Source organism: Streptomyces sp. CA-181903, from assembly GCF_050937075.1.
Taxonomy (GTDB): domain Bacteria; phylum Actinomycetota; class Actinomycetes; order Streptomycetales; family Streptomycetaceae; genus Streptomyces.
The window spans coordinates 16,599-37,621 of the sequence record NZ_JBNJLY010000002.1 but is presented as its reverse complement, the minus strand read 5'-3'; the positions used below and the strand labels follow the sequence as shown (position 1 = coordinate 37,621).

Sequence of the window (21,023 nt, the reverse complement as noted above, 5' to 3'; positions counted from 1 at the left end):
CACCGGGGCCGGCTGCCGCATGACCGGGCGCCCGGGCCGGGGAGGCTAATCGCCTTCCGGCCCGGGCGCCTGCGGGTCTACCGGGACAGGTGCAGGTCCCAGCCGCCTGTGGTGCGGGTGAGGGCGGGGGTGTAGGTCTCGGGCGCCGGGCGTCCGGCGTTCTCCCAGGCGGCCAGCCAGCTGTGCAGGACCGAAAGGGAGGGGGAGTCGGACCGGTCGGCGAGGATGGTGCCGTCCTGCTGGATGACGGCGGCCGTCGTCTCGGTGGAGTGGCCGATGGCCCACAGATCCGGGCGGAGCCCGGCCATGGTCAGGTGCCCGTCGCCGAGACAGGCGGCGAAGGTCCGCCAGGACGGCCAGTCCACATCTGCCTGGCCGTACGGCTCGGTGTGCGCGTTCCTGGTCAGGCGGTCGAGGACGGTGCGGGCGCCGGTGTGCAGGTGGTCGTCGCTCTCGCGCCAGGCGAGGGAGACCCAGGACGGGGCGGGGAGGCGGTTTTCCCAGTCGACCCACCGGCCGGGCAGGTCCAGGTTGTCCTTGGGTGAGGCGGTCGCCTCGATGTAGCCGCCGGTGAACACGGCCTCCACCACCGGCGCCCCGTCGCGCACGCGGATCTTGGCGACCACGGTCATGTTGGGCACGGGCGCGATCGGCAGCGGCGCGACGATCAGACCGCCGTCGACGACCTGGTCCACCCACGCCTGGGGCAGGCGGGGCGGGGTGCACCAGGCCACCATCCGGTCGTACGGGGCTCGCTCGGCGAAGCCGGCCGTGCCGTCGGCGCTGTGGCAGTGCACGTTGGTGACGCCTCGTTCGTGGTGGATGAGCTGGGCCCAGCGCACCAGGTAGGCGTCGATGTCCAGGCTGGTCACCGTGCCGGTGGGGCCGACGAGCTGGGCGAGCAGGGCGCCGGAGTAGCCGGAGCCGGTGCCGTGCTCGGCGACGTTCATACCCGCCCGGACGTCGAGGGTGGTCAGCTCGCGGTGGATGACCACGGGGTTGGAGCGGTGCGGGGTGGGGCCGCGGCCGTCGTGGTGGGTGTAGTGGCGTTCGGGAACGGTCTCGGCGGCCTGGGCGACGGCGGTGGTCACTGCTCACTCCTTCGAGGGGTGCGGGGCACTCGCATTCGGTCAACTGCTCCGGGCGGGTGAAGGACACGCCCGGCGGGACGGGGTCAGATCGTCAGGGCGGTGTGGTGGTGCCAGCCGGCGGCCGTGTACTCGCCGACGGGGCCGTGGCCGGGCAGGTCGGCCCAGGCGTGGTACTCCACCGGGGGCGGGGCGAAGCGGGCCCCCAGGTGCCATTCCAGGCGTCGGCCGAGGAGGGCTGCGGCGAGGACGGCGCCCAGTGAGGTCTCCATGCAGGCCGCGCGGCCCGGCCAGCGCCGGGCGGTGTGCCGTACGGCTTCCACCAGGGCTTCGGCCCGCGCCGCGTCGAGCGGCCGGCGGCCGAAGCGACGGGCCAGGCGGGCGGCGCGGGTGGTGTGGCGGAACGGCAGGTGCAGCAGTACGAGGGCGAGCGCGAGGCCCGCGGTGGCGGCCAGGCGCTCGGCCAGGGTGCCGGTGCGGGTGGTGGAGTACGCCTCCATGCTGGTCACCGCCACCACCCCCGTCGATGGCGGCGCACAGCGGCCGGGGTGTCGCCGGTGGCCACCAGGCCCTGGGCGGCGAGCGCGTCGGCGACCGCCCGCACGTCGGCGGCGGCCTGTTCGGCGGGGATGCCGTAGTGCACGGCGAACAGGGCCTGCGCCTGCTCGGTGGTGGCGGAGGCGAGCAGAAGCATCACCGCGGCGGACGCGGACGGGGTGAGCTGGGTCCACCGGCCGGTGCGCTCGTCGAGGATCGCGCCGCCTTCGTCGGTGAGGACCGGGTGGGCGCTCTCACACAGCCGCCACACGGCCGTTCACCTCCTCCCACCACCGCACGGGTGCCTGGGCGAGCTGGCGCAGCCACACCTCGGCGGCCACCACCAGGTGCAGGGCGCCCTGGGCCGTGGGCTGCCCGGCGGCGGCCCGCTCCAGCGCCGCGTGGACCGGCTCCTCGGTGACCAGCCCGAGGGCGGCCAGGCGCGACGGCGCGCCGAGCAGGTCCCGCAGGACAGGAGCGTGTCCGCGCAGGCCGGCGTAGGCGAGGGCGTTGAAGCCGCCCTTGGTGGTGCGGGCGAGCACGAAGGGCGGCAGCACGCCGCTGCCGGTGAACGCCGCCTCCAGCAGCGGCTTGTACCGTCCCGGTGCCCCGCGCTGGTCGGCGGGGACGGCGAGGCAGGCCCGGATCACCTCGTTGTCCAGGAACGGGGCGGCCAGCTCGATGCCGTGGTCGGCCAGCGCCAGCTCCCGCCACCCGGCGGTGTTCGTGCCGACGCGCACCAGGTCCTGCCGGTCCGACCAGTCCGCCAGCCGCCCCGGCGCGTCGGTGAGTTCGCCGGCGGCCGTCTCCAGGGCCTCGGCGAGGTGGTGGCGGACATCGGCGGTCATCCAGTCCGCCGAGGCCAGCAGCGGCGTCCAGGCGACGGGCCGCTGGGCCTGCGGTACCCAGTCGCGGGCCGGGCGCCGGAGTTCGGCGGCCGTCTGCCGCCACGCCGTGGCCAGGTCCGTGCGGGAGGCGGGCTTGGCGCGGGCGAGCACGGCGAAGGCGGAGGAGTGCCGCAGCCGGGCGTGGACCAGCGCATGCTGCCAGGCCCGGCGCCGCTGTCCCTCGCGCAGGAGGTCGGCGAGGTAGGAGGAGGGTGCGGAGAGCACCGCGTCGCCGGCCGCGCCGGTGAAGTGCACCCCCGGCTCGGTCGTCCGCTCGGCGACCGCGGCGAGCACGGTCCGTTTGATGGAGGCGGTGACCGCGTACGGGTTCGGCGCGTCGGTTACCGGCAGGCGGCCCAGGTCGTCGAGCCCGGCGTAGTACACGGTGTCCTCGGCGCCGGGAACCGTCAGGTGATCCAGGCCCGGCACGGTGGCCGCGGTGCGGACCGCGTACGCCAGGTCGTCGTCACGCAGGCGTGCGTCGGCGAACGTCACCGCGGCCACCTCGGTGTGCTGGGCGGCCAGGCAGGCGAGCGTGGTGGAGTCCAGCCCGGCGAAATCCGCGCTGACGGGCCGGTCGTCGAGCCGGGCGGCCACGGCCTCGGCGAGCGCGGCCCGCACCACCGGCGCCTGCTGCCGCAGCCCGGCCGGCGGATAGGCGGCTGGCTCGTACCGCTCGACCCGGACGCCGTCGGGGCCGATCAGCAGCAGGTGGCCGGGTGGCACCCGCCGCACCGTGCGGAACAGGCTGTGCTCGGCGAGGACATCGCTTTGTCCGAAGGCCAGGCGGGCGGCGAGCGCGGTGACGTCCACCGGTGCCCCGTCCAGCGCGGCCAGCGCGGACGCCGCACTCGCCCACCAGGTCCCGGCCGCGTCCGCGCGCCAGTAGATGGGGTGCTGCCCGGCGAGGTCGCCGATCACCGCCAGGTCCGGGCCGCTGCGGGCGAGCGTGAGGTAGGAGCCGGGCCAGCGGGTCAGCGCCCGCCACCCCTTCGCCCGCACCACCGGCAGCGCATCGTGCAGCCGGCGCTCATCCGCGCCGCACTCGCCGATCACCGCCAGGGCCGCCGGGCCGCCGCCGACGCAGCGGACCCGTCCCGCCGGCCAGTCGCACGTCCACGTCGTATCCAGGCCGGGTACCGCCCGGCCCCCGGCGGGCCGCCGGTCGTGCCCGGTGCCGCCGTACCATCCCGCGCTCCACCTCATCGGTGCCTTCTCCCTCATCCCTTGCGCACGGTTGGTGCTGGTCAAAGGCGAAGGCGCCGGGCCGCCCGCTTCGTGCCCCAGCACGAGAAGCAGGCCCGGCGCCTTCTGTTCACCGGGGCCGGCCGCGGCGCTTCATGACGGCCGGGCCCGGCAGATCACGGGTTACGCGTTCTTGTACTCGGTGTCGTCGGCGGTGTCGAAGGTGTTGGTGCCGAGCGTCACCTCGACGGCCTTGCCCGCCTCCAGCACGACGGGCTCCTCGTAGACGGGGGCGGTGGTCTGCATGGTCTGCTCCATGGCCTTCTCCTTCTTCATTCGGCCGCCCGGCCGGCGGGGAGTTGATGCCGCCGGGCTTGTGACCAACAGTCAACGCCGGTACACGCATCGGCAGTAGAGTCCGAGGCGGGCCAAGCGGTATATCGGGTATACGAGGGCAGGACCGATGACCTCACGCACACCGAACCACCAGCTCAAGGCACTGATCGACGAGTCCGGGCTGCCACCCACGCACCGACCAACCGTCAAACGCCACCCATCACCCACACCACACTGGACACCCCGTCCAAGAAACCCTCCCGCGCTACTGGTTCTGACACTCTCAGACCCTCCCGGCACCCACCGAAGAGCCAGCAGCCGAGGGCACCCGACCACCGCACCACGCCCCCGGCGGCTCCCCGACCCACCCAGCAGACCACCCCACCACCCACCCACAACAGCCCCCTGACCAGCCAAACACCCCAACCGACACCCGAGCGGCCCACGACACCGCCCAGCCGCACACTTCCGCAACAGACCCTCAACACCACCCACCCCCAACCTGACACACCATCAGAACCCAAAACCCCCCACCAACCCCCACCGAACCAACCCCCACCCCAAATGCAAAAAACCGAATACCAAAACCCGGCCCCACAACAAGACCGGAAATTCCAAAAACGCATACCCCACGCTGAAGAGGCCCACCCTAAAACAGAGCGGACCCCTTCAGCGTCAGATTGCGTCCACGTAAGCCTGGTAATGACCGGGAAGGTAAGAGAGCTCCTCCCAGCCACGAGCGGATCGGCGGGATCTTGCCGAGGGTTCCTTTCGTACGAGGAAACCGGTTTGGATGAGCCGGTCCTCTGCGGCGTCTGGATCGAACTTTTCCCATTGATGGAGATCAACGATTCGACAAACCCGCCCTGTCTCCAGGTCTCGAACCACGATTACCCAATGCCATCTTCTGCGGATCGAGTGAAATACGCCTGTGCGGTGGGCTCCATTGCTATTTCCCGTAGAAACTGCCCACGAGAACACCGATCAGCACCACGAACATTAGGAACTTGATTCTCGGCATGATTCCTCCTTTGTGTCATGGGTTGTGCCGCGCGGTGGGCCGGCTGCCGGGGGCGGCTCGGCGGTGGTCGCGCGGCCTCGGGCGGGTGGCCGGGCCGGCGCGGCCTCGGCCAGGGCGGTCTCCCGGCCGCGGCCAGCCGCTCGGCATAGGGCGTCGTCGGCCGTAACGGCGCGCGCCGTCCGGTCGGTGGTCGGGCGGAGGGTGGTGTCGGTGTTCACCGGCTCCTGGAGCTGGCGGGCGCGGATCGCGCGGTGTCTGCGGCGGCGGTTGGGTGGAGCGGCGGAACGGTCGGCATGTCACTCTCCGTGGATGTGGGGGTGTTGCAACAGGCAACAGGCAACACCCCCTGGGAGGGGGGTCGGCATCCCGGGGGTCGTCGACCGGCCCTTTCGGGTGTTGCCACGTGCAACAGGCAACACCCGGGGTGACTCTTTGTGATCAGGCGGGCTTGTAGTTCTGGGTGGTGACGTAGACGACGACCGCCGGATCCGCGCTCTACGCGGACGACGTGCCCGTACGGCCGCCCAGCGCGGGAGCCACCGGTGGAGGGTGCTTCGGTCGCGTCCGTGGCCCGGTTCCGCCTTCAGCGCGCGTTCCAGGGCGCTGACGCCGAGGCCGTCCGTGCCGGCCGCGTCGATGAGCTCCCAGGGCGCGCCGCTGTGGGGGTCGGTGATGGCCATGGCGGTGGCCGGTACGGGGGCCAGGGTCGGCCGTTGGGTCGGCTCGGCCGGGGTCGGGGTCGGTTCCGTGGCGGTGGCGTCGTCCAGCACCTTTTGGAACTCCACTCCGACGGACGGCGCTTCCGGGGCGGTAGGGGTGTGGGGGCTTTGCTCGGGGATGGCGGCGGTGGAGGGCGGTGGTACGGGCTTTTTCTCCGGGTGGGGAAAAGGGCGTCCAGGTCCAGGCCGGGAATTCCGTTGTTTTCGCTGGGGGTGGGTGTTGGGGTGGGGGCTGGTGTCGTGGTGTCCAGGATTTTTTTTGCTGCGGCGGACAACACGTTTGTGTCGGTGTAGAGGAGTGGGAGGGTGCGTGCCCACCGCTCGCGGTAGAACTGGACGCTGGGGATTTTTAGGCTTACCTCATCGAGTCGCGGGCGGAACAGTGCGACTTCTTGGGAGATTCCGGAGATCCGCTTTGGCTTCAGCCGGTATGCCTTGAAAGGCCGTGCCTTTTCCGTTCCCAGCTCGATAAATCCGCTTCCCTTGTACGGGGCGTCTTCCTTCTTGAGTCCTCGGAAATCGGAGAAAATGTGCTGGTACTCGGATTCGTCGCTGACGCGCATGGCGATTCGCAGGCGGGTCATTTCTTTCATGGCGGGTGAGGCCATTTCCCGGGTTGCGCGGAGCGCACAGTTGACGGCCCGGACGCCGGAGGCTCGGCCGGTGTTGATGACGGTGTCCAGTCCCTTTTGGACGCTGAGCGGGAGCTGGGCTACCTCGTCGGCGACGATGATGATTTCGGGGACGGAGTCGTCCACCGGGATTTTGTCGTCGTCGGCGTCGAACATGCGGTCCTGGTATTCGCGCTTGCGGACCGCGATGATTTCCTCGGCGACCTGGAGCATCACCAGCGCTTCGTCCACGGTGCTGGCCGCCCAGTCGACCACCGGGGCGATGGCCGAGCCGTCGCGGGCCCAGGAGCGCAGCCAGGGGAGTGTGACGCCGGCTCCGGTGACGTCGATGTGCCACAGCAGCACGTCCGAGCACTGCGCCAACTCGGCGTTGATCACGTTCAGGAGGTTGGTCTTGCCGCCCTCGGGTTGGCCGATGACCAGGCCGCAGTGGAACCGCAGCAGGTCCGTTGTCGCTTTCGAGCTGTCCTTGAACTTGCCGAAGGTCAGTCCGGCGTTGATGGACTTTCGGCGGAGCTTGCGGGGGTAGGGGATGACGGCGGCGAGTGCGTTTCGGGTGGAGACACGGATGATCGCGGTGCCGTAGTCGCGACCGGTGGTGATCTCCAGCCCGCACCCCATCGGAGGCGCAGGTCGGCGCGTAGCGCTTCGTCGTGGACCTGGATGTGCCCGACCGTCTTGCCCGCGGGCAAGACGACTTCCAGGGTGTAGCCGGCCGGTTCCCGGGAGGGGGCTTCTCCTTCCTCCAGGTCCTCCTCCAGGAGGTCGTCGACGTCGTCGTCGGTCTCCCACTCCTGCACCCCGATGACCTGGCAGCCGGCCACCCCGCAGATGCGCTCCAGCCGGGCCTCCCAGTCGTCGCGGGCGGCCTCCCGGCGGGCCTGGGCCTCCAGTTCCCGGCGGCGCTCGGGGGCACTGGCTTCGTATGCCTGGAAGGCGGCGTTGCAGCCCCAGCCGAGGACGGCGCCGCCGACGAGGGCGGCGCCCGGCCACCAGCTCGACCACGGGCCGGCGTGGAGGGCCAGGCGGTCCAGCCGCCGGCCAGGAGCCATGCGGTGGCCCGGTAGACGCGGTTGGGGTGGACCACCGGCGGTGGGTGGCCACGGCCACCGAGGCCACCGCGCCGGCCGCTCCTTCGGCCAGGCCGAGGTAGGGCGGCATGTCGGCGAGGTGGCCGGCGGCGGCCGTCAGGGCCGCGACGCCGGCGGCGTTGGTGGCCGCCCAGGCGGGCGGGTGGGGCGCGGCCCAGTCCAGCCGCCCCTGCTTGCGCTTAGCCATTGCTTGTCACCCCTCGTTCAGACGTTCCACATGGCCTCGGCCTGGGGGCCGTTGCGGGGTGCTTCGTGGCGGGAGAGGTCGGTGGCGTGCGCGCGCCGGAAGACCGGCAGGACGTCGGCGGCGGCGGACTCGGCGTGGCGAGGAGGGTGCAGACCCCGGCCACCATTTCGGCGATCACGGGCTCCACGGGGTAGGAGTCGGCGGAGTGCACCGCCAGGGACTGCACGGCGGCTTTCAGGTGCCCGATGCCGGTGGAGAGGCTGGCGTACTCCTCCTGGACCTCGGTCATCACGGCCGGTTCGTAGCGGGCGTAGACGCCGGCGACCGCGTCGCAGGATCGGGCGAACACCGACTCGCGTCCCGGGCTGTTGTCACCGGGCCGGCCGCCGATGTTCCACATCACCTCACCCGAGAAGCCGTTGCGGGGTGCTTCGTGGCGCGCCAGGTCGTCGGCGTGGACCTGGCGGAAGGTGGTGTGGATTTCGTCGGCGCGGGTGGCGGCGTCCAGCAGCCGCATGTAGACCGCTGAGACGGCCTCGGCCACGACCCGGTGCGCGGGGTAGACCTCGGCGGTGTTCAGGGCCAGGTGCCGGATCGCGGAGGCGGCCGAGCGCAGGCCCTCGGGCAGGCCCTGGTACTCCGCGGCCACCGCCATCATCGCGGGCGGGCTGTAGGAGGCGTAGGCCGTCGCGACCTGTTCGGCGGCCCGAGCGAATACGGCTGAGTTCATGGTCCCCTCCGGGGCGGACTTCCCGCCCTGACGTGATGTGGTGCGGCCGGCGTGGCCGGGGTCGTCGACGGTCGCCTTCACCGGCGGCCGTGCCTCGGCGGCCGCGGCCGCCGCTTCCTTGTCCCGCTGCGCGTCCTCCTTCGGCCGGACGCGGTTCGCGCGCCAGTTCCACATCCGGATCGCGGCGGCTTTCCCCGACCCCCACCGCCAGGGCCGGGTGGCCTTGCCGAGGATCCCGGCGACGGCCGCCAGGACGAGGGTGGTGCCCACGCGCCGGGCGTAGCGCAGCTTGGCGCGGGCGGCGCGGCGGGTGGAGCGGGAGGCGGTCCAGGCGCGGGCCGTGCCCTGTCCGAGGCGGGTGAGCTGGGCGGGGAAGCCGGTGCGCACCCGCCCCAGGGTGCGCCCGACACCGCCCCGGCCTTGCGGACCCCGGTCTTCACCTGGGGGAGGCGGCGCCGGCCCACCGCAGCGCGCGGCCGGCCCCGGCGCCTGCCTGCCGGACCTGGCCCGTCATCCGGCCCAGGGTGCGGCGCTGGGCGGCGGCGGTGGTCTGTGCAGCTGCTCCGGAGCGTCGGGCGCCGGCGTCGACCGCGCCGCCGCGGCCGGCCCGGCGGCCCCATCGCGGGCCCGTCCGGCCGCCGGCGGCCGGGGCCGCACCGGTGCCTCCGGCCGCACCGCCCCGGCGTGCCGGCGGCCCCACCGCCGCCCGGCCGACGCCGAGACCGGGGACGCGGTCGACGTCGTGCCGCTCGCCCCGGACCACCGGGCACCGCGCCGGCCCCGCCCGCCGGAGACCGTTCCGGCCGTCCCGCCCAGGCCGGGCGACGCGGATGGCACGGCGGAGGCGGCGGTGGCGGGTCGTCGGCCGAACCGGCGCCGGGGCGCGCCGGCCGCGCCCTCGGCCGGCGCCGCGGTGGCCGTCCCGGCGGCACGACGGCCGCGCCGTCGACCTGTTCCCGAGGCGGGTGCCAGTCCGGTGGAGCCGAGGCCGCCGCGGTGCCCGCTCGGCGCCCCCACCCCCACCGGCCGCCGAACCCGACGCCGGCTCCGGCACCGCCGGCGGTGCGGCGTCCACCCGTCGCCGAAGCGCTGCCCCACCGGGAGGGCGCGCCGCCGTAGCCGGCGGCCCGGCGGAAGCCGAACCGTCGCCCGAACCCGCCGTATCCGTAGCCGTATCCGTAGCGGCGGCCGTAGCCGCGGGAGACCCGCCGGAACGCGTACGCGGTCGCCACTCCGCCGCCGAGGGCGACCACGCCGCCGGCCGCCACCACCCGGCCGTTCCCGCCGCGTAGTACGAGCCCGTCGCCAGCAGGCCGCCGGCGTTGACGATGGACAGCATCAGCGGTCCCCGGGCACCCGGTCCGACCGCTCCGGCGCCACCTGCGGGTCACCGGCATCGTGCTCCAGGCCGGCTTCGGCGCCCGGCGCGATGTAGGGGGCGTACTCCGGCCGCGGCGGCACCACCACGGCGCCCGGCACCGTAGGCATCGTGGGATCCGGGGCGGGGCCTGCGGTGCGGACACGTGCTGTGCCCGCGGCTGGGAATGGCCGGTCGCCAGGGCGGTGGTTTGTGTGTTGCTGGGCGTGCTCGACATGCTGTGCCTGCCTCCTGATGGCCTGTCAGGGGTGAGGGAGGTAGGGGCCCGGCCCGGGTTAGGTCCGGCGCCGGGCCCCGTTGGGCCGTGCGGTCGTGCGGTGATCTCACGATCACGTGAAGTGAGGGTACGCCGCAGCGCTGACAGGCGCTGCCAAAAATCACCGCGAATGTGGCCAGGCGCCCCAGGTCGCTGACGTCCGTTCATGCGCGGGTCGGCCTCGGCTGCCGCCGACCGGCCGGGGATGATGACCGTATGACCGACCGTCCGGAGCCTCCGAGCACCCGCCCGGCGCTGACACAGCGGGAGGTGGAGGCCGCCTCCGACGTGAGCCGGACCACGATCCGCCGCCGCCGGGAGGCGGGGGAGTTTCCCAATGCCTTTGTCGACGCCAAGGGCACCTGGCGCATCCCCGTCGATGACCTGTTGGCCGCCGGGATCCGGTTGCACGCCCCCGCCCGCCCGACCCCGGCCACATGGGAGCCACGGCCGGGCCACCCCGGCCGACGCCCAGGGCCACGGCGGCCAGGGCGAGGGAGTCGCGGCGCTGCGCGCGGAACGCGACCGGCTGGAGGCCGAACTCAGGATCGCCGCAGCAGAGAAGGCGCAAGCCCTGGCCGAGGCCCGCGCGGAGCATCTGAAGCGGGAGCTGGAGGCCAAGGACGCCCATATCGGGGATCTCCAGCGGATGCTCCAGGCCCTGACCCCGGCCACGGAACGAGCGGCGATCCCGCCGCCGGCCGCCCCGGCCAACCCCCCGGCCCGGCCCCGGCCGCCGCGGTCCCCACCGACCCGCCGGCCAAGGATGGCGAGCGGGAGGGCACCGGGCGGCGCCGTCGGCTCGGGTGGGGGTGGGGAACCCGTTCCTGACGACGGGCCAGGGACCGGGTCGTGGAGGGGGGCGTGGGGAAGTTGTCGGCGCGCGGCCGGGCCCGATCGCTGCCCCTTGACCAGCAGGTCAGACCCCTTGACCAGCGGGAGCCTGCCACGACGGCCGGGGCAACTCGTAGGGCGACCTGTAGGGCAACTCGTAGCAACACTCGTAGGGCGACTCGTAGGGCGACTCGTAGAGCAACCCCGGCGGCGGCCTGCGGTCCGGCTGGCCTAGGGTGCCGCGCATGGATACCCGGCCCCGCGTCTACGGCAGCGACGCCGACGACTCCGACCCCTACGCCCGGCCCGGTCGCACCTACGTGGCGCTCGAGGGCGGGCCGCTGGACGGGCTCCTGGCGGACGCGACCGGGTGGTCGGCCGCGGAGGTCGCGGAGGGGGCGGCGTTGATCGCCGAGCACGGCGGATACGGGGCCGGCGGCCGGGCGCTGTACGGGCCCGCGACGGCGGACCCGCCGACGTGTGGGCGTGGGAAGGCGACACCCTTGACGGGTGACCAAAAGTTCAGGATTTCTTGACTTTTGATGCTCTATCGCACGGAAAGTCCAGTATGGCTTGACTTTGCGTGTCCGTCAGCGCACACGACAGTGGGGCGGCACCCGTGACAGGTGCCGCCCCACTGTCGTTGATCGCGGTGTGAGCGTGACCGGCCGGACTACCCCCGGTACCCCTCCTTGATCAGGAGGGCGGCGTCCTTCCGCCGGTCGCTGGCGGTGGTCTGGCTGGCCTTCAACACCGGCATGATCTCCTCCAGCGGCACCAGCGGCACGATCGCCTCCGGCTTCATGGCGGCCAGGTCCGCTTCGGAGATCCCGGCGGCCTCGGCGGCGGCCAGGAGCATCCGCGCCACCCGCCGGGCCGCGCGCTCGGTCTTGCTCAGCCGCGCTTCGTCCTCGGCGGCGACCGCGGCCAGCTCCGCTTCGGCCGCACGGCGCCGCGCTTCGGCTACGCGCGCCGCCGCTTCGGCAGCACGCCTTTCCGCTTCGGCCGCCTCGGCCGCAGCGCGCTTCTTCTCCTTCTCGGCGTCCTTTGCCGCCGCCTCGTCCTCCGCCGCCTTACGGTTCTTCGCGGCGGCGCGGCGCCGGGTTTCGGCGGCGGCCTCCGCCATTTCGGCGGCCTCCTTCTCGGCTGCGGCTGCCTGCTTATTCGCTTCGGCCTCCCGGGCGCTCTCCTCTGCCTGAGCCTCCCGTTCCGCTTGCCGCTCCGCCGCCGTGGTGATCCGGTCCGCCTCCCGCCGGGCGCGCTCCGCTTCCGCGCGGGCGACCGCCGTGGCCGCCTCGGCCTCCGCGCTGGAGGTGCCCTTGAGCGCGGTCAGTTTGCTCTGTGCCTGCGCAACGCGGCCTTCCGCCTCGAGGCGCTGGATCTCCTCCTCGGCCGCCTTGACCTTGGCGCGGGTCTCCGCCTCCAGTGCCGCCGCGCGGGCCCGCTCCGCGGCCTCCTCCTGGCGCTGCCGGTCCTCTTCCCGTCGGCGTTCTTCCTCGGCCGCCCACTTCGCCGGCAGGGCCAGGGCCTCCGCGACGGTGTAGCCATGTGGCGCCATGGTCATGGGCAGGAGTTCGGTCTCCGAGGCCCGGCCGAGGTCGCCGGCGTGCTGCTGGAGCAGCCAGACCCGGTAGCCCTCCAGGTCCTTGTCCCGCTGCTGCATCTCCCGGTAGGAGGGGATGCCGGCCAGCCGCATCCGCCGGTACATCGTCCACGCCTGCCAGGGGGCCAGCATCCAGCGGTGCAGCGGGACGCCCTCGATCAGGGTGCCGTCCGCCTCCCGGGCGGCCTGGAGCAGGTCGTGGCGGATGGCCTCCACCCCGATGATGAACAGCACCGGCATCACGGCGTGAGCGGCGGCTCGTACGGGGTCGTCCAGGACGGCGCCGCCGGCCGAGGCGTTGAAGGCGATCGTGCACAACGTCATCAGGTGCGCGCCCAGGCGCAGCACGGGCCAGGGGTGCGCCGCCAGGTCTTGACCAGGTCCAGGGCGAGGAAGCCGAGGATGGCGCCGTCCACGCCGATGGGGAACGCTTTCGAAAGGATCTCGCCGAACCCGTTGCGTTGCGCGAACCCTTGCAGCGTGCTGTAGCTGGCGGCGAACCCGATCACGCCGACGACCGTCATGGCGACGGCGGCCAGCCGCACGACCCGTCCCATGATCCTGTCCAGCGCCGCCCGCCGGTCCGCCGCGGACGACTCGTCAGCAGTCGGAGCGCCGTTCGGCGTAGCCGGAGTGGCCGGGCCGGTGGCCGGGGTGGCCCCGGCCGCCTCCGGAGCGGCCCCGGCCGTGGCCGGGGGGTGGCGGAGCGGCCCGGCCACCGGAGGCCACCCAGGCGCCCCTTGGCCGGAACGCCGCCCCGCGCATCCGGAACGGCCGGGCCGGTGGCCGGAGTGGCCCCGACCGCCTCCGGAGCGGCCCCGGCCACGGCCTCCCCCGGGCGGGGGACAGATGATCGGTCAGCGTGTCACTCATCCGGGCATCCTCTCCCGTCCGGACCGTGTCCGGAGCAGCGACCCGCGCGTTCGGAGCGATCCGGGCCGCGTCCGGAACGGCGTCCCGGCCGTCCGGAACGAGTCGGCCGGTGCCGCCGGAGCGGTCGGTTGGGTAGGTTGACGTGCGCTTCACGGATGCAGGCATTCCTTTCCGGGAGCACCGCGCGGCCGGGAGTTCGCCCTCCCGGCCGCGTATCTGTTGGGGGGTCAGTCGGACGTGGTGCGGCGGTCCCGGATGCGGTCGGCCTCCAGCGCCTCCGCCAGGGCGCGGCCGGCCGTGAGCGGCACGTGCCGCTCCTCGCACTCCTCGGCCCACGTCTGGTGGGTCCAGCAGGTCCGGCGGTCGTCCGCCGGCATCCCGGCGGCCTCGGCCGCGTCGTCCCGCCGCAGCGCGTCGGCAAGCTTCTTCGTCATCGGATGCCTCCTCAGTGGTGGGTGGTGCTGGTGTTCCGGCCCCACCATGACGCGGACTGCGTGATCGTCGTGGTGGAGTGCGTGATGTGGGTGGTGGAGCGGCGGGTGCCGCCGGCCAGCCGCAGGACGACCGCGGCCAGGCAGACGGCCCACAGGGCGCTGCCGGCGCCGGCCGCCGCCAGGGGCGCGACGACTTGGCCCAGGCCCCAGCCGAGGCCGGCCGCGGCGGCGCCCGTCCCGACGCCAGCGGCCACGACGACCTGGGCGCGGGGTCGATGAGCGGTTGGGGCGTCAGGTCGCGCGGCACGGTGGCGGGGACGGCGGCGCGCAGCGCCTGGGCCTGCGAGCGCAGGACGGGCACCATCCGGCCGTAGGCGTCGGGGACGTACACGACCGGCTCGGCGCGCTCCAGCGGGCAGGGCACGGCGGCGTCCTGGGCGTCGCGGACGTCCAGGACGTCGAACGCGGCGCCGGCCGGGGCGTAGGCCGAGGGCCAGACGGCGGCCGGGTACACCGCCGCCGAGGCCGCCGTCACCGGGGCCGGCGCGGTCTCCGGGCGGGGATGCGGGGGCGTGATCATGCCAAACTCTCCGTCACATTCCGTTACTGTCAGGGAAGATGTCAGGGGGTGGGGTCTGACAGTCAGACGGGGCTGTCAGGCGGTGTCAGGGCCGGTAGCGCCTGACTCTCCTATAGGCCCCGCCGACCCTGACCGTCAGATGTCAGGGCCGACCGTGACTGTCAGACCGTTACTCTCCGTGGGCGTTGTGGAGATCGGACTCAGGCGTCCCAGCGGTGGCCGCAGGCGGTCCGGGTGTGGCGCCAGTCCTGACGCGCGCCGATGATCCCCTCCGCCCAGGTCATGGCCGCCTCCGCGTCCCGGTCGAAGTCGCCGGGGTGGCTGTGGTCGCCGGCGGCACCCTCCAGCCTCCAGCCCCGCACCTCCACTTCCAGGCGCGCCGGGTAGAGGGTGTAGCGCGCCACGGTTCCCTTGGACGCGTCCAGGGCGGTCATCAGGTTGATGCCGATCTCCTCGGCCTTGGCCGTGGCACGGCGCGCCTCGGCCACCGCGGTGCACCAGGCCGGGTCGTCGCGGTGGTCACGGCCTCGGGCGTGGCTGACCACCGCGGACTGGCGAGCGGTTGCCATGGCGGTGGCCGCATCGGCCAGGACCCGCCGGGTGAGCCAGGTCGGGTGGGACATGAGCGCTCCTCCGTTCGTCGGGACGTGGGCCGCTACGCGGACACCAGCGGGGACTCGGTGATCGTGTAGGAGCCGTAGGAGTCGTGCCGCAGCACGCCCGACTCCGTGAGCCTTTTGAGCTCCCCCATCAGCCAGGACCGGGTGCGGCCGGCCGCCACCGCCGCCGGGATCAGGTCCGCCGGCTCGAACTCCAGCCGACCGCCGCGGACCCAGCCGTCCAGCTCCACGGCGACGATGTGCCGCGCCTCCTCCGTCGACGGCCGCGCCGCCGGCTCGAACTCCATCTCGCCGTCGGGGTCGACGTCGGGCACGTCGTCCTCCAGACGCAGGTGGGCGTACGGCGCGTCCGGCTCCGGATCGCCCGGGATGGCCCCCATCACCTCGGCGTAGGCGTCCTCGATCTCCATGGCCACGGCCTCCTCGGCGTCGTCGTCCACCCCGTCCTCCAGCTCCTTGACGTCCCTCTCGACGGCCGCGGAGACGGCGGCCGGGGCCACCGAGGTGGAGACGGCCGGGGTCGCGCCCTCGGCGACGCCGGCGGTCAGGCGGTTGGTGCCCCGGTGGGCGCGCTGCGCGTACGCCTGGCCCAGCGCGGCGGCCGTCACCTCGTCCAGCGGGTCGCGGACCGCCGCCGCAGCCTCCACCAGCGCGGACACAACGTCGCGTTCGCCCATGCCGGAACGCGCCTCCGTCGTCCAGCGCTCCTGCGGAATGCCCATGCCGGTCGCGAACGCGTACCCCGGGCGGTCGGCACCCCACGCGGGGATCGCGCCGGCGTCGGTCACCCGGTCCGGCAGGCAGAAGGTGGCATCGGCCGCTTCGTTCACGCCGAAACAGGCGCTGGCCTGCAAATTCGCGCGGACGTCGGTGGACAGGTTGCTCCAGGTGGCGCGCTGGAGACTGATCACCAGCCACATGCCCACCGACCGGGCCGCCCGCGCGATCTTGTCCAGCTCCTCGAAATCCACCAAATCGGCGGCTTCCTCCAGCCACACGCACACCGCCGACAGCGACGACCGCGGCGACCACTCGTCCAACCCCTCGTCCGCCAGGTGGTCGGCCCGCGCCTTGATCGCGGCAGGCAACGCCTTGACCAGCCGCTTGGCCTCCCGCGCCTCCGTGACGAACCAGTCCAGCCCGTCCTTGATGTGCCCCATGGACTGCCGCCCCTTGGCGACGTCCACCAGGAAGATCGCCATCTGGCGACGGCACATCAGGTGCACCAGCAGCCCCCGGGCGAACTCGCTCTTCCCGGCGCCGGTCACGCCCATCACCAGCAGGTGCTGGAGGATCTCGGCGGCGAACGGGTTGATCGTCCAGGGCTCCCCGTCGGCGTACAGCCCGACCGGGACCGGCTCCGTCGGCAGCATCCCCAGCCGCTGCGGCGGCACGAACGGCACGCCGTCCCTGAGCAGATCGGCCACCCGCAGCGACAGCCGACCGCGCCCGGCGTCCTCCGGATCCGGGGTCACGATCACCCCGGCCGGCGGCACACGCAGCGCCGCCGCCAGCCGCGGCGCGCCCTGCTGCGCCACCTCCACCGTCGCCCCCGGCTCAACCTCCACCAACGCCGACACCGTGCCCTTTCCGGACCCACGCGCGTCCTTGACCTTGACCTTCTCCCAGCCGATGGCCTCGGCCAGACGCCCCAGACCACCGCTGGTTGCGTCCTCGGTCTCGTCGTGGGCGTTGCGCATGAGCTGGCGCACGTTCCAGGACGCGGCGAACAGCCCGCCGCCCAGCAACCAGGCGTCCAGCATCGGGTGGCCGAACGGGCCGGCCGCCGTCGCGCAGGTCAGCCAGCCCATGCCGGCCGCCACACTCGCCGTCGCCTGCAACCGCCGGAACTTGCGGAACGCGTTGTTTCCGCCGGCGACCTTCCACGTCACCGTGCTCAACGCCGCCCCGCCGACCGCCAACGCGGCCGACGCCAGACCGGCGGACATCGGCGCGCCGCCCCACATGGTGTTCGTCGCCCATCCGGCAGCCGGCGGGAACGCCGCCGCCCCGACCCAGGGGGAGAGGTAGGGCACGGCCCGCCCGGCCCAGTGCCCGAACGCTCCCCGGCCCACCGGCACGATCTCCGCCGCCGTCGCGGTGTTCACCGGCCGCGCGGCGGACTGCTTGCGCGCCGCCATCACCACACCTCCTCGTCGTCGAAGTCGTCGGCGTCGGCCGCCTCACACGCGGCGTTGCAGTACGGGAACCCGCCCGGCGCGCCGCACAGCCGGCACTCGCACCCGGGCGGCGGGCAGTACGGGGAGCACCCTGGGGCCTCGCAGCGCCGGCAGGCGCCCGTCTCGACCGTCTCCGTCACCTCGGCCACGTCAGTCCTCCTCAACCACGGAGAACGTGCGCGGCTTCTTGGCGCCCTGCCCCCGCTGCCGGCGGGCCTCCTGCTCCGGCTGGACGAAGTGGCGGTTGTAGGCGTGGGCCATTTTCAGCGCCCCGACGCCGAGCGCCTTGGCTGCCTCGGCGGAGACCTTCAGGTGCGCCGAGACCAGCCGGGCCCTGACCTTGCTGGAGGCCCCGAAGGTGTACCACTTGCCTCGGTATGTACTGAGTACGCCGTTCAGTTCCTCGGCGCGCATCCCCAGGATCAAGTGCAACTCGCGCCCCAGGTGGTTGATCGCCCTGGCCAGGGCCTGAATATCGCTGGTCCCCCGGAACTCGATCCGCTCGATCTGGTGAATCAGCTGGTCGCCCTGGTGCCGGTCCGCGCCGGCCGCCGAGGACGCCGCCCCCGCACCGCCACCGGACGAACCGCCCCGGCCGCCGCCGGAACCCGCGGCCCCGGCGCCGCCGACGTTGATGTTGTACGTCTTCGACTTCGTGTTCGTGCGGTTCGTCGTCCGGTCCCGGCCGCTCGTCCCGCTCGGCACGCCCACCCAACGGCCGGCGCCGTCCAGGATGAAGTTCGAGGACGCCCCGGAGCCGGAGCTTGCCGAGCGGGCCCGGCCGTTCGCCGCACCCGGCGCCGCACCGGCGCGCCGCGGCGCCGACGGCTGCGACGGGGGCTGCGACGGGCCCCAGCCCTTGTCCTTGGCCCAGTCGTACGGGCCGCTACCGGCGGTGCTCATCGCGTCTCCTCGTCCAGGGTGCGCCCGCCGAACCAGAGCGGCTGACGGATGTGGATGATCTCGATCTCGGCGTCCTCGGCCGCCATCACGGCGGCCCGCTCGATCAGCTCGTGCGCCGCCAGGAACTGCGCCGTGCAGGCGGCGGCGTACAGGTCGGTGGGACCGCAGCGCGTCCGGCTCGCCAGCCGGACGAACAACCGCCCCAGACGGGCGAGTCGGGCGGCGGCGTGCACCGCCCGGTCCACCACGGATATGCGGGTGGAGCCGTACATGGGTCCTCCCAGGGATGCGAGCCGGCCGGATGCCGGCCCCTCCGCCGCCCCCACCCGAGGTGGGGACGACAGGGGAACCGGCCGTCAGTCCGTCCCCGCCAGCAGCCGGCGCAGCCTCTCCGCCGCCTCCCGCGCCGCCTCCAGATCCGCCGCGGCCCGCTCGCGCGCCGCCTCCAGGTCCGCCTCAGCGGCCCGGCGCTCCGCCTCGGTCATGCCTGACCAGAGCCCCGGCACACCGAGCACCGCCGCCACACGCTGATCTGCTGGCCGCCCTCGATCGCGGTCTCCGTGGTGCCACCGGACCCGCCGCACGCCGAGCAGTTCCGGGGCGTACCCGGGCCCGCCACCACCGGCACGGCCGACTCCGGCCCGTACTCCGGCACGGCCAGGACGTCGACGTCCAGCAAGTGCCGCTGCTCCGCGAACTGACCGTCCGCCAGCGGGTGCACCACCTGGAGCTCCCGGAACAGCCGCTCCACCGGCCCCGGGGCCGTGTTGTGCCCGTGCTGCGCCACACCGATTAGCCACCACGTCCGGCAGGCGTCCCGCACCCGCCGCAGCACTTCCGCGCCGTCCACGCCCGGCTCGTCCACCGAGCCGGCGGCGTCCGCCAGGTCGCCCAGGAAACCGGTCAGGTCCTCCTCGTCCAGGAGGCCCGCCCAGGGCAGAGCGTCGAACTGACCCGCGTTTCCACCCGAGAACAGCAACGGCACCGTCGCCGCGTCCGTTCGCGCTAGGGTCCTCATGTCGAAACCACCTCTCAACCAGGGGGTTTTCGGCGGGAAGCCCCGGGCCACCACCCGGGGCTTCTTCCGTTTCAACCACGAAGGTAGGGACCTCATGACTGAGTGTCAAGATGGTTGCCAACCTTCTTGACTGACGTCAAGATGAAGGGGTTTACGCTTGACATCGCTAGCCTGGACACACGGCGTACGGATCGAAGGAGGATGTGGGGGAGATGACGACAAGCCTGATAGTGGCTGACATCCGAAAGGGCATTGCCGCAGGTCAGTACCGCTACGGAACGCGCTTGCCTAGCGTCCGTGACCTGGCGGACCGATACGGAGTCAGTCAGCAGACCGCAGCGGCGGCCTACGCGGTGCTGTCCGCCCTCGGACTGACGCGCACAGAGCGCGGAAGCGGGACCACTGTGGCGGCCGGCCCCAGCGCCGACGCTCACCTCGGCACGTTCACCCCCCGGACCTGACAGCCGCTCAGCCGTGGCGCCCGGGGACTGACGGCGAGGGGAGCGAGGAGACGACGCTCGTTCGGCAGCTGTCGGCTCCTGAGTCGATGGCCGAATGGGGGATCGCGGCCGGCACTCAGGTCGTGGAACGGACCCGCGTGAGGTACGTCTCGGGGATCCCGGTCCAGCACAAAACGACCGTGCTGCCGTACGAGGTTGCCGCCCGCATGCCCTCCGGGTACGAGGGCGTGCCACCGATGCTGGCCCCCGTCGGAGCCGACGCGGTGAGCCCCCCTCGCGGAACCCGGTTCGCAGACTGGCTCGGGTGGGACGTGGCAGGCACGGAGTGCGCGATCACAGCCGAACCGATGACCGCTGAGGCGTGCGCCGCGCTGCAAATGCCCGAAGGTTCCCCGGGGTTCCGCGTCGTCGCTGTCACCCGGAACTCCGAGGGGGCACGGTGTACGTCACCACGACCAACGCCCCGCTGCATCACCGCGTGACCCTGGACATCGTCGGATAGATCGTTGTTGGGTCTGACCAGCAGGAATCAGGCCCGAGAACGCAACGGGCCCCGCCGATACGACGGGGCCCGCACGTCCACCCGGGGTCGAGACCGGGCGGAGAAGCACCTTTCAACCACGCAAATGGAGGTGCGCTCCCATGAGCGTACGAGAAGACCGTGGTCGTAGACCACTCCTGGGCTGTCCGCCGGTCGGGCGCCGCCGCGTATTGGTGAGGCGGGGGCGCGGTCAGTGAGCACGAAGCACACCAGAACGGGTTACACCGGTCAGATCCGGCGGGGGCCGATGGCGGCCGACGTGATCGGCCGGAACTTCACGATGATCTGCAACGCGGCGGCGCGGGACCGTCGGCTGTCGCGCCGGGCGCGGGGGCTGTTGCTGGAGATCCTCAGCCACCGGGACGGGTTCGGGATCTCGGAGGCATCGCTGATCGCGAATGGTCCGGAGGGGCGGGACGCGATCCGTACGGCGCTGCGGGAGCTGGAGCGCTACGGCTACCTCCACCGGGAGCAGGATCGCGACGAGAAGGGGCGTCTCGGGGAGGCGATCTTCCGCGTCACGGACATGCCGGAGGGGCTGGAGCTGTTCGCTCCCGCGCCGTGGGAGCCGTCCTCCGAGGTCCCGCCGGAGTGCCCGGAGGAGGACTCCGGGGCCGGTTCGGAGGGTTCCGAGGCCCCTCAGGAGGCGTCGGAGGAAAACCGCAGGTCGAAGCCGTCGCCTGAAAATCCGTCGACGGTGGCCGCTGAGGAAAACCGCAGGTCAGAACCGTTGACTGAAAAACCGTCGACGGCTGAACCGTCGACGGCTGATCCGCAGCATAAGAAGACCAATTCCTCCTCCTCCGGAGGAGGAGAAGATCATCTCTCTCGTCCGGCCGGTGGGTCGGCTGCGGCTGCGGAGGGAGAAGAGAGAGAAACGCCGACGACTCCGCGGGGGGCTGACGCCGCGTCCTCAGATGCGGGCGAGA

At 73.0% G+C, this 21,023-nt stretch carries 21 protein-coding genes and 1 pseudogene; 3 read left to right on the top strand and 19 right to left on the bottom strand.

Annotation, left to right across the window (positions count from 1 at the left end):
- Positions 1-77 precede the first annotated feature (77 nt).
- The 9 genes from ACQEVS_RS33090 to ACQEVS_RS33050 all read right to left on the bottom strand — a co-directional run bounded on the left by ACQEVS_RS33090 (position 78) and on the right by ACQEVS_RS33050 (position 9,901).
- On the bottom strand, positions 78-1,091 hold the full coding sequence (locus ACQEVS_RS33090; protein ID WP_433028374.1) for a protein-L-isoaspartate O-methyltransferase family protein: 1,014 nt from the start codon (positions 1,089-1,091) through the stop codon (positions 78-80).
- Between the two features lie 83 nt (positions 1,092-1,174).
- Positions 1,175-1,588 carry a lasso peptide biosynthesis B2 protein gene (locus ACQEVS_RS33085; protein ID WP_433028466.1) on the bottom strand — a complete coding sequence of 138 codons (414 nt, stop codon included), beginning with the start codon at positions 1,586-1,588 and terminating at the stop codon, positions 1,175-1,177.
- 5 nt (positions 1,589-1,593) lie between these two features.
- On the bottom strand, positions 1,594-1,896 hold the full coding sequence (locus ACQEVS_RS33080) for a PqqD family peptide modification chaperone (RefSeq protein ID WP_433028371.1): 303 nt from the start codon (positions 1,894-1,896) through the stop codon (positions 1,594-1,596).
- Positions 1,880-3,718, bottom strand: coding sequence for an albusnodin/ikarugamycin family macrolactam cyclase (locus tag ACQEVS_RS33075; protein ID WP_433028368.1), 1,839 nt, complete (start codon positions 3,716-3,718; stop codon positions 1,880-1,882). Before ACQEVS_RS33075 ends, ACQEVS_RS33080 begins: the two co-directional genes overlap by 17 nt.
- A gap of 162 nt (positions 3,719-3,880) precedes the next feature.
- Positions 3,881-4,015, bottom strand: coding sequence for a hypothetical protein (locus tag ACQEVS_RS33070; protein ID WP_433028365.1), 135 nt, complete (start codon positions 4,013-4,015; stop codon positions 3,881-3,883).
- A gap of 1,622 nt (positions 4,016-5,637) precedes the next feature.
- Positions 5,638-7,026, bottom strand: a complete 1,389-nt coding sequence (locus ACQEVS_RS33065; RefSeq protein WP_433028362.1) for a hypothetical protein — start codon at positions 7,024-7,026, stop codon at positions 5,638-5,640.
- A gap of 649 nt (positions 7,027-7,675) precedes the next feature.
- Complete coding sequence (locus ACQEVS_RS33060) at positions 7,676-8,800, bottom strand: hypothetical protein (RefSeq protein WP_433028359.1); 1,125 nt, start codon at positions 8,798-8,800, stop codon at positions 7,676-7,678.
- A 49-nt stretch (positions 8,801-8,849) separates the two neighbouring features.
- Positions 8,850-9,176, bottom strand: a complete 327-nt coding sequence (locus tag ACQEVS_RS33055; RefSeq protein WP_433028356.1) for a hypothetical protein — start codon at positions 9,174-9,176, stop codon at positions 8,850-8,852.
- A 575-nt stretch (positions 9,177-9,751) separates the two neighbouring features.
- Positions 9,752-9,901: a hypothetical protein gene (locus tag ACQEVS_RS33050; RefSeq protein ID WP_433028353.1), complete on the bottom strand. Its 150-nt coding sequence runs from the start codon at positions 9,899-9,901 to the stop codon at positions 9,752-9,754.
- Positions 9,902-11,126: 1,225 nt separating this feature from the next.
- On the opposite strand from ACQEVS_RS33050, the gene ACQEVS_RS33045 reads away from it, so the two are divergent.
- Positions 11,127-11,417, top strand: a complete 291-nt coding sequence (locus tag ACQEVS_RS33045) for a hypothetical protein (RefSeq protein ID WP_433028350.1) — start codon at positions 11,127-11,129, stop codon at positions 11,415-11,417.
- 137 nt (positions 11,418-11,554) lie between these two features.
- Here the strand turns inward: ACQEVS_RS33045 and ACQEVS_RS33040 are convergent.
- The 10 genes and pseudogenes from ACQEVS_RS33040 to ACQEVS_RS32995 form a co-directional block, all read right to left on the bottom strand.
- Positions 11,555-13,008 (bottom strand): annotated as a pseudogene (locus tag ACQEVS_RS33040) (DUF2637 domain-containing protein).
- A 576-nt stretch (positions 13,009-13,584) separates the two neighbouring features.
- Positions 13,585-13,791 carry a hypothetical protein gene (locus ACQEVS_RS33035; RefSeq protein ID WP_433028347.1) on the bottom strand — a complete coding sequence of 69 codons (207 nt, stop codon included), beginning with the start codon at positions 13,789-13,791 and terminating at the stop codon, positions 13,585-13,587.
- 11 nt (positions 13,792-13,802) lie between these two features.
- A complete protein-coding gene (locus ACQEVS_RS33030) occupies positions 13,803-14,045 on the bottom strand; it encodes a hypothetical protein (RefSeq protein ID WP_433028344.1) in 243 nt (80 codons plus the stop codon).
- A 526-nt stretch (positions 14,046-14,571) separates the two neighbouring features.
- Positions 14,572-14,994 carry a hypothetical protein gene (locus ACQEVS_RS33025; RefSeq protein ID WP_433028341.1) on the bottom strand — a complete coding sequence of 141 codons (423 nt, stop codon included), beginning with the start codon at positions 14,992-14,994 and terminating at the stop codon, positions 14,572-14,574.
- A 32-nt stretch (positions 14,995-15,026) separates the two neighbouring features.
- Positions 15,027-17,132, bottom strand: a complete 2,106-nt coding sequence (locus ACQEVS_RS33020; RefSeq protein ID WP_433028338.1) for an FtsK/SpoIIIE domain-containing protein — start codon at positions 17,130-17,132, stop codon at positions 15,027-15,029.
- Positions 17,132-17,320, bottom strand: coding sequence for a hypothetical protein (locus tag ACQEVS_RS33015; RefSeq protein WP_433028335.1), 189 nt, complete (start codon positions 17,318-17,320; stop codon positions 17,132-17,134). The genes ACQEVS_RS33020 and ACQEVS_RS33015 overlap by 1 nt, the downstream gene beginning before the upstream one ends.
- A 1-nt stretch (position 17,321) precedes the next feature.
- Positions 17,322-18,074: a hypothetical protein gene (locus ACQEVS_RS33010; RefSeq protein WP_433028332.1), complete on the bottom strand. Its 753-nt coding sequence runs from the start codon at positions 18,072-18,074 to the stop codon at positions 17,322-17,324.
- Positions 18,071-18,346, bottom strand: coding sequence for a hypothetical protein (locus tag ACQEVS_RS33005; protein ID WP_433028329.1), 276 nt, complete (start codon positions 18,344-18,346; stop codon positions 18,071-18,073). The genes ACQEVS_RS33010 and ACQEVS_RS33005 overlap by 4 nt, the downstream gene beginning before the upstream one ends.
- An 84-nt stretch (positions 18,347-18,430) precedes the next feature.
- Positions 18,431-18,559, bottom strand: a complete 129-nt coding sequence (locus tag ACQEVS_RS33000; RefSeq protein WP_433028326.1) for a hypothetical protein — start codon at positions 18,557-18,559, stop codon at positions 18,431-18,433.
- On the bottom strand, positions 18,556-19,092 hold the full coding sequence (locus ACQEVS_RS32995; RefSeq protein WP_433028323.1) for a hypothetical protein: 537 nt from the start codon (positions 19,090-19,092) through the stop codon (positions 18,556-18,558). The genes ACQEVS_RS33000 and ACQEVS_RS32995 overlap by 4 nt, the downstream gene beginning before the upstream one ends.
- A gap of 212 nt (positions 19,093-19,304) precedes the next feature.
- On the opposite strand from ACQEVS_RS32995, the gene ACQEVS_RS32990 reads away from it, so the two are divergent.
- Positions 19,305-19,553, top strand: a complete 249-nt coding sequence (locus ACQEVS_RS32990; protein WP_433028320.1) for a winged helix-turn-helix domain-containing protein — start codon at positions 19,305-19,307, stop codon at positions 19,551-19,553.
- The gene (locus ACQEVS_RS32985; RefSeq protein WP_433028463.1) at positions 19,550-20,035 is read left to right on the top strand and encodes a UTRA domain-containing protein; all 486 of its coding nucleotides are present in this window, start codon (positions 19,550-19,552) and stop codon (positions 20,033-20,035) included. Before ACQEVS_RS32990 ends, ACQEVS_RS32985 begins: the two co-directional genes overlap by 4 nt.
- Positions 20,036-21,023: the final 988 nt, after the last annotated feature.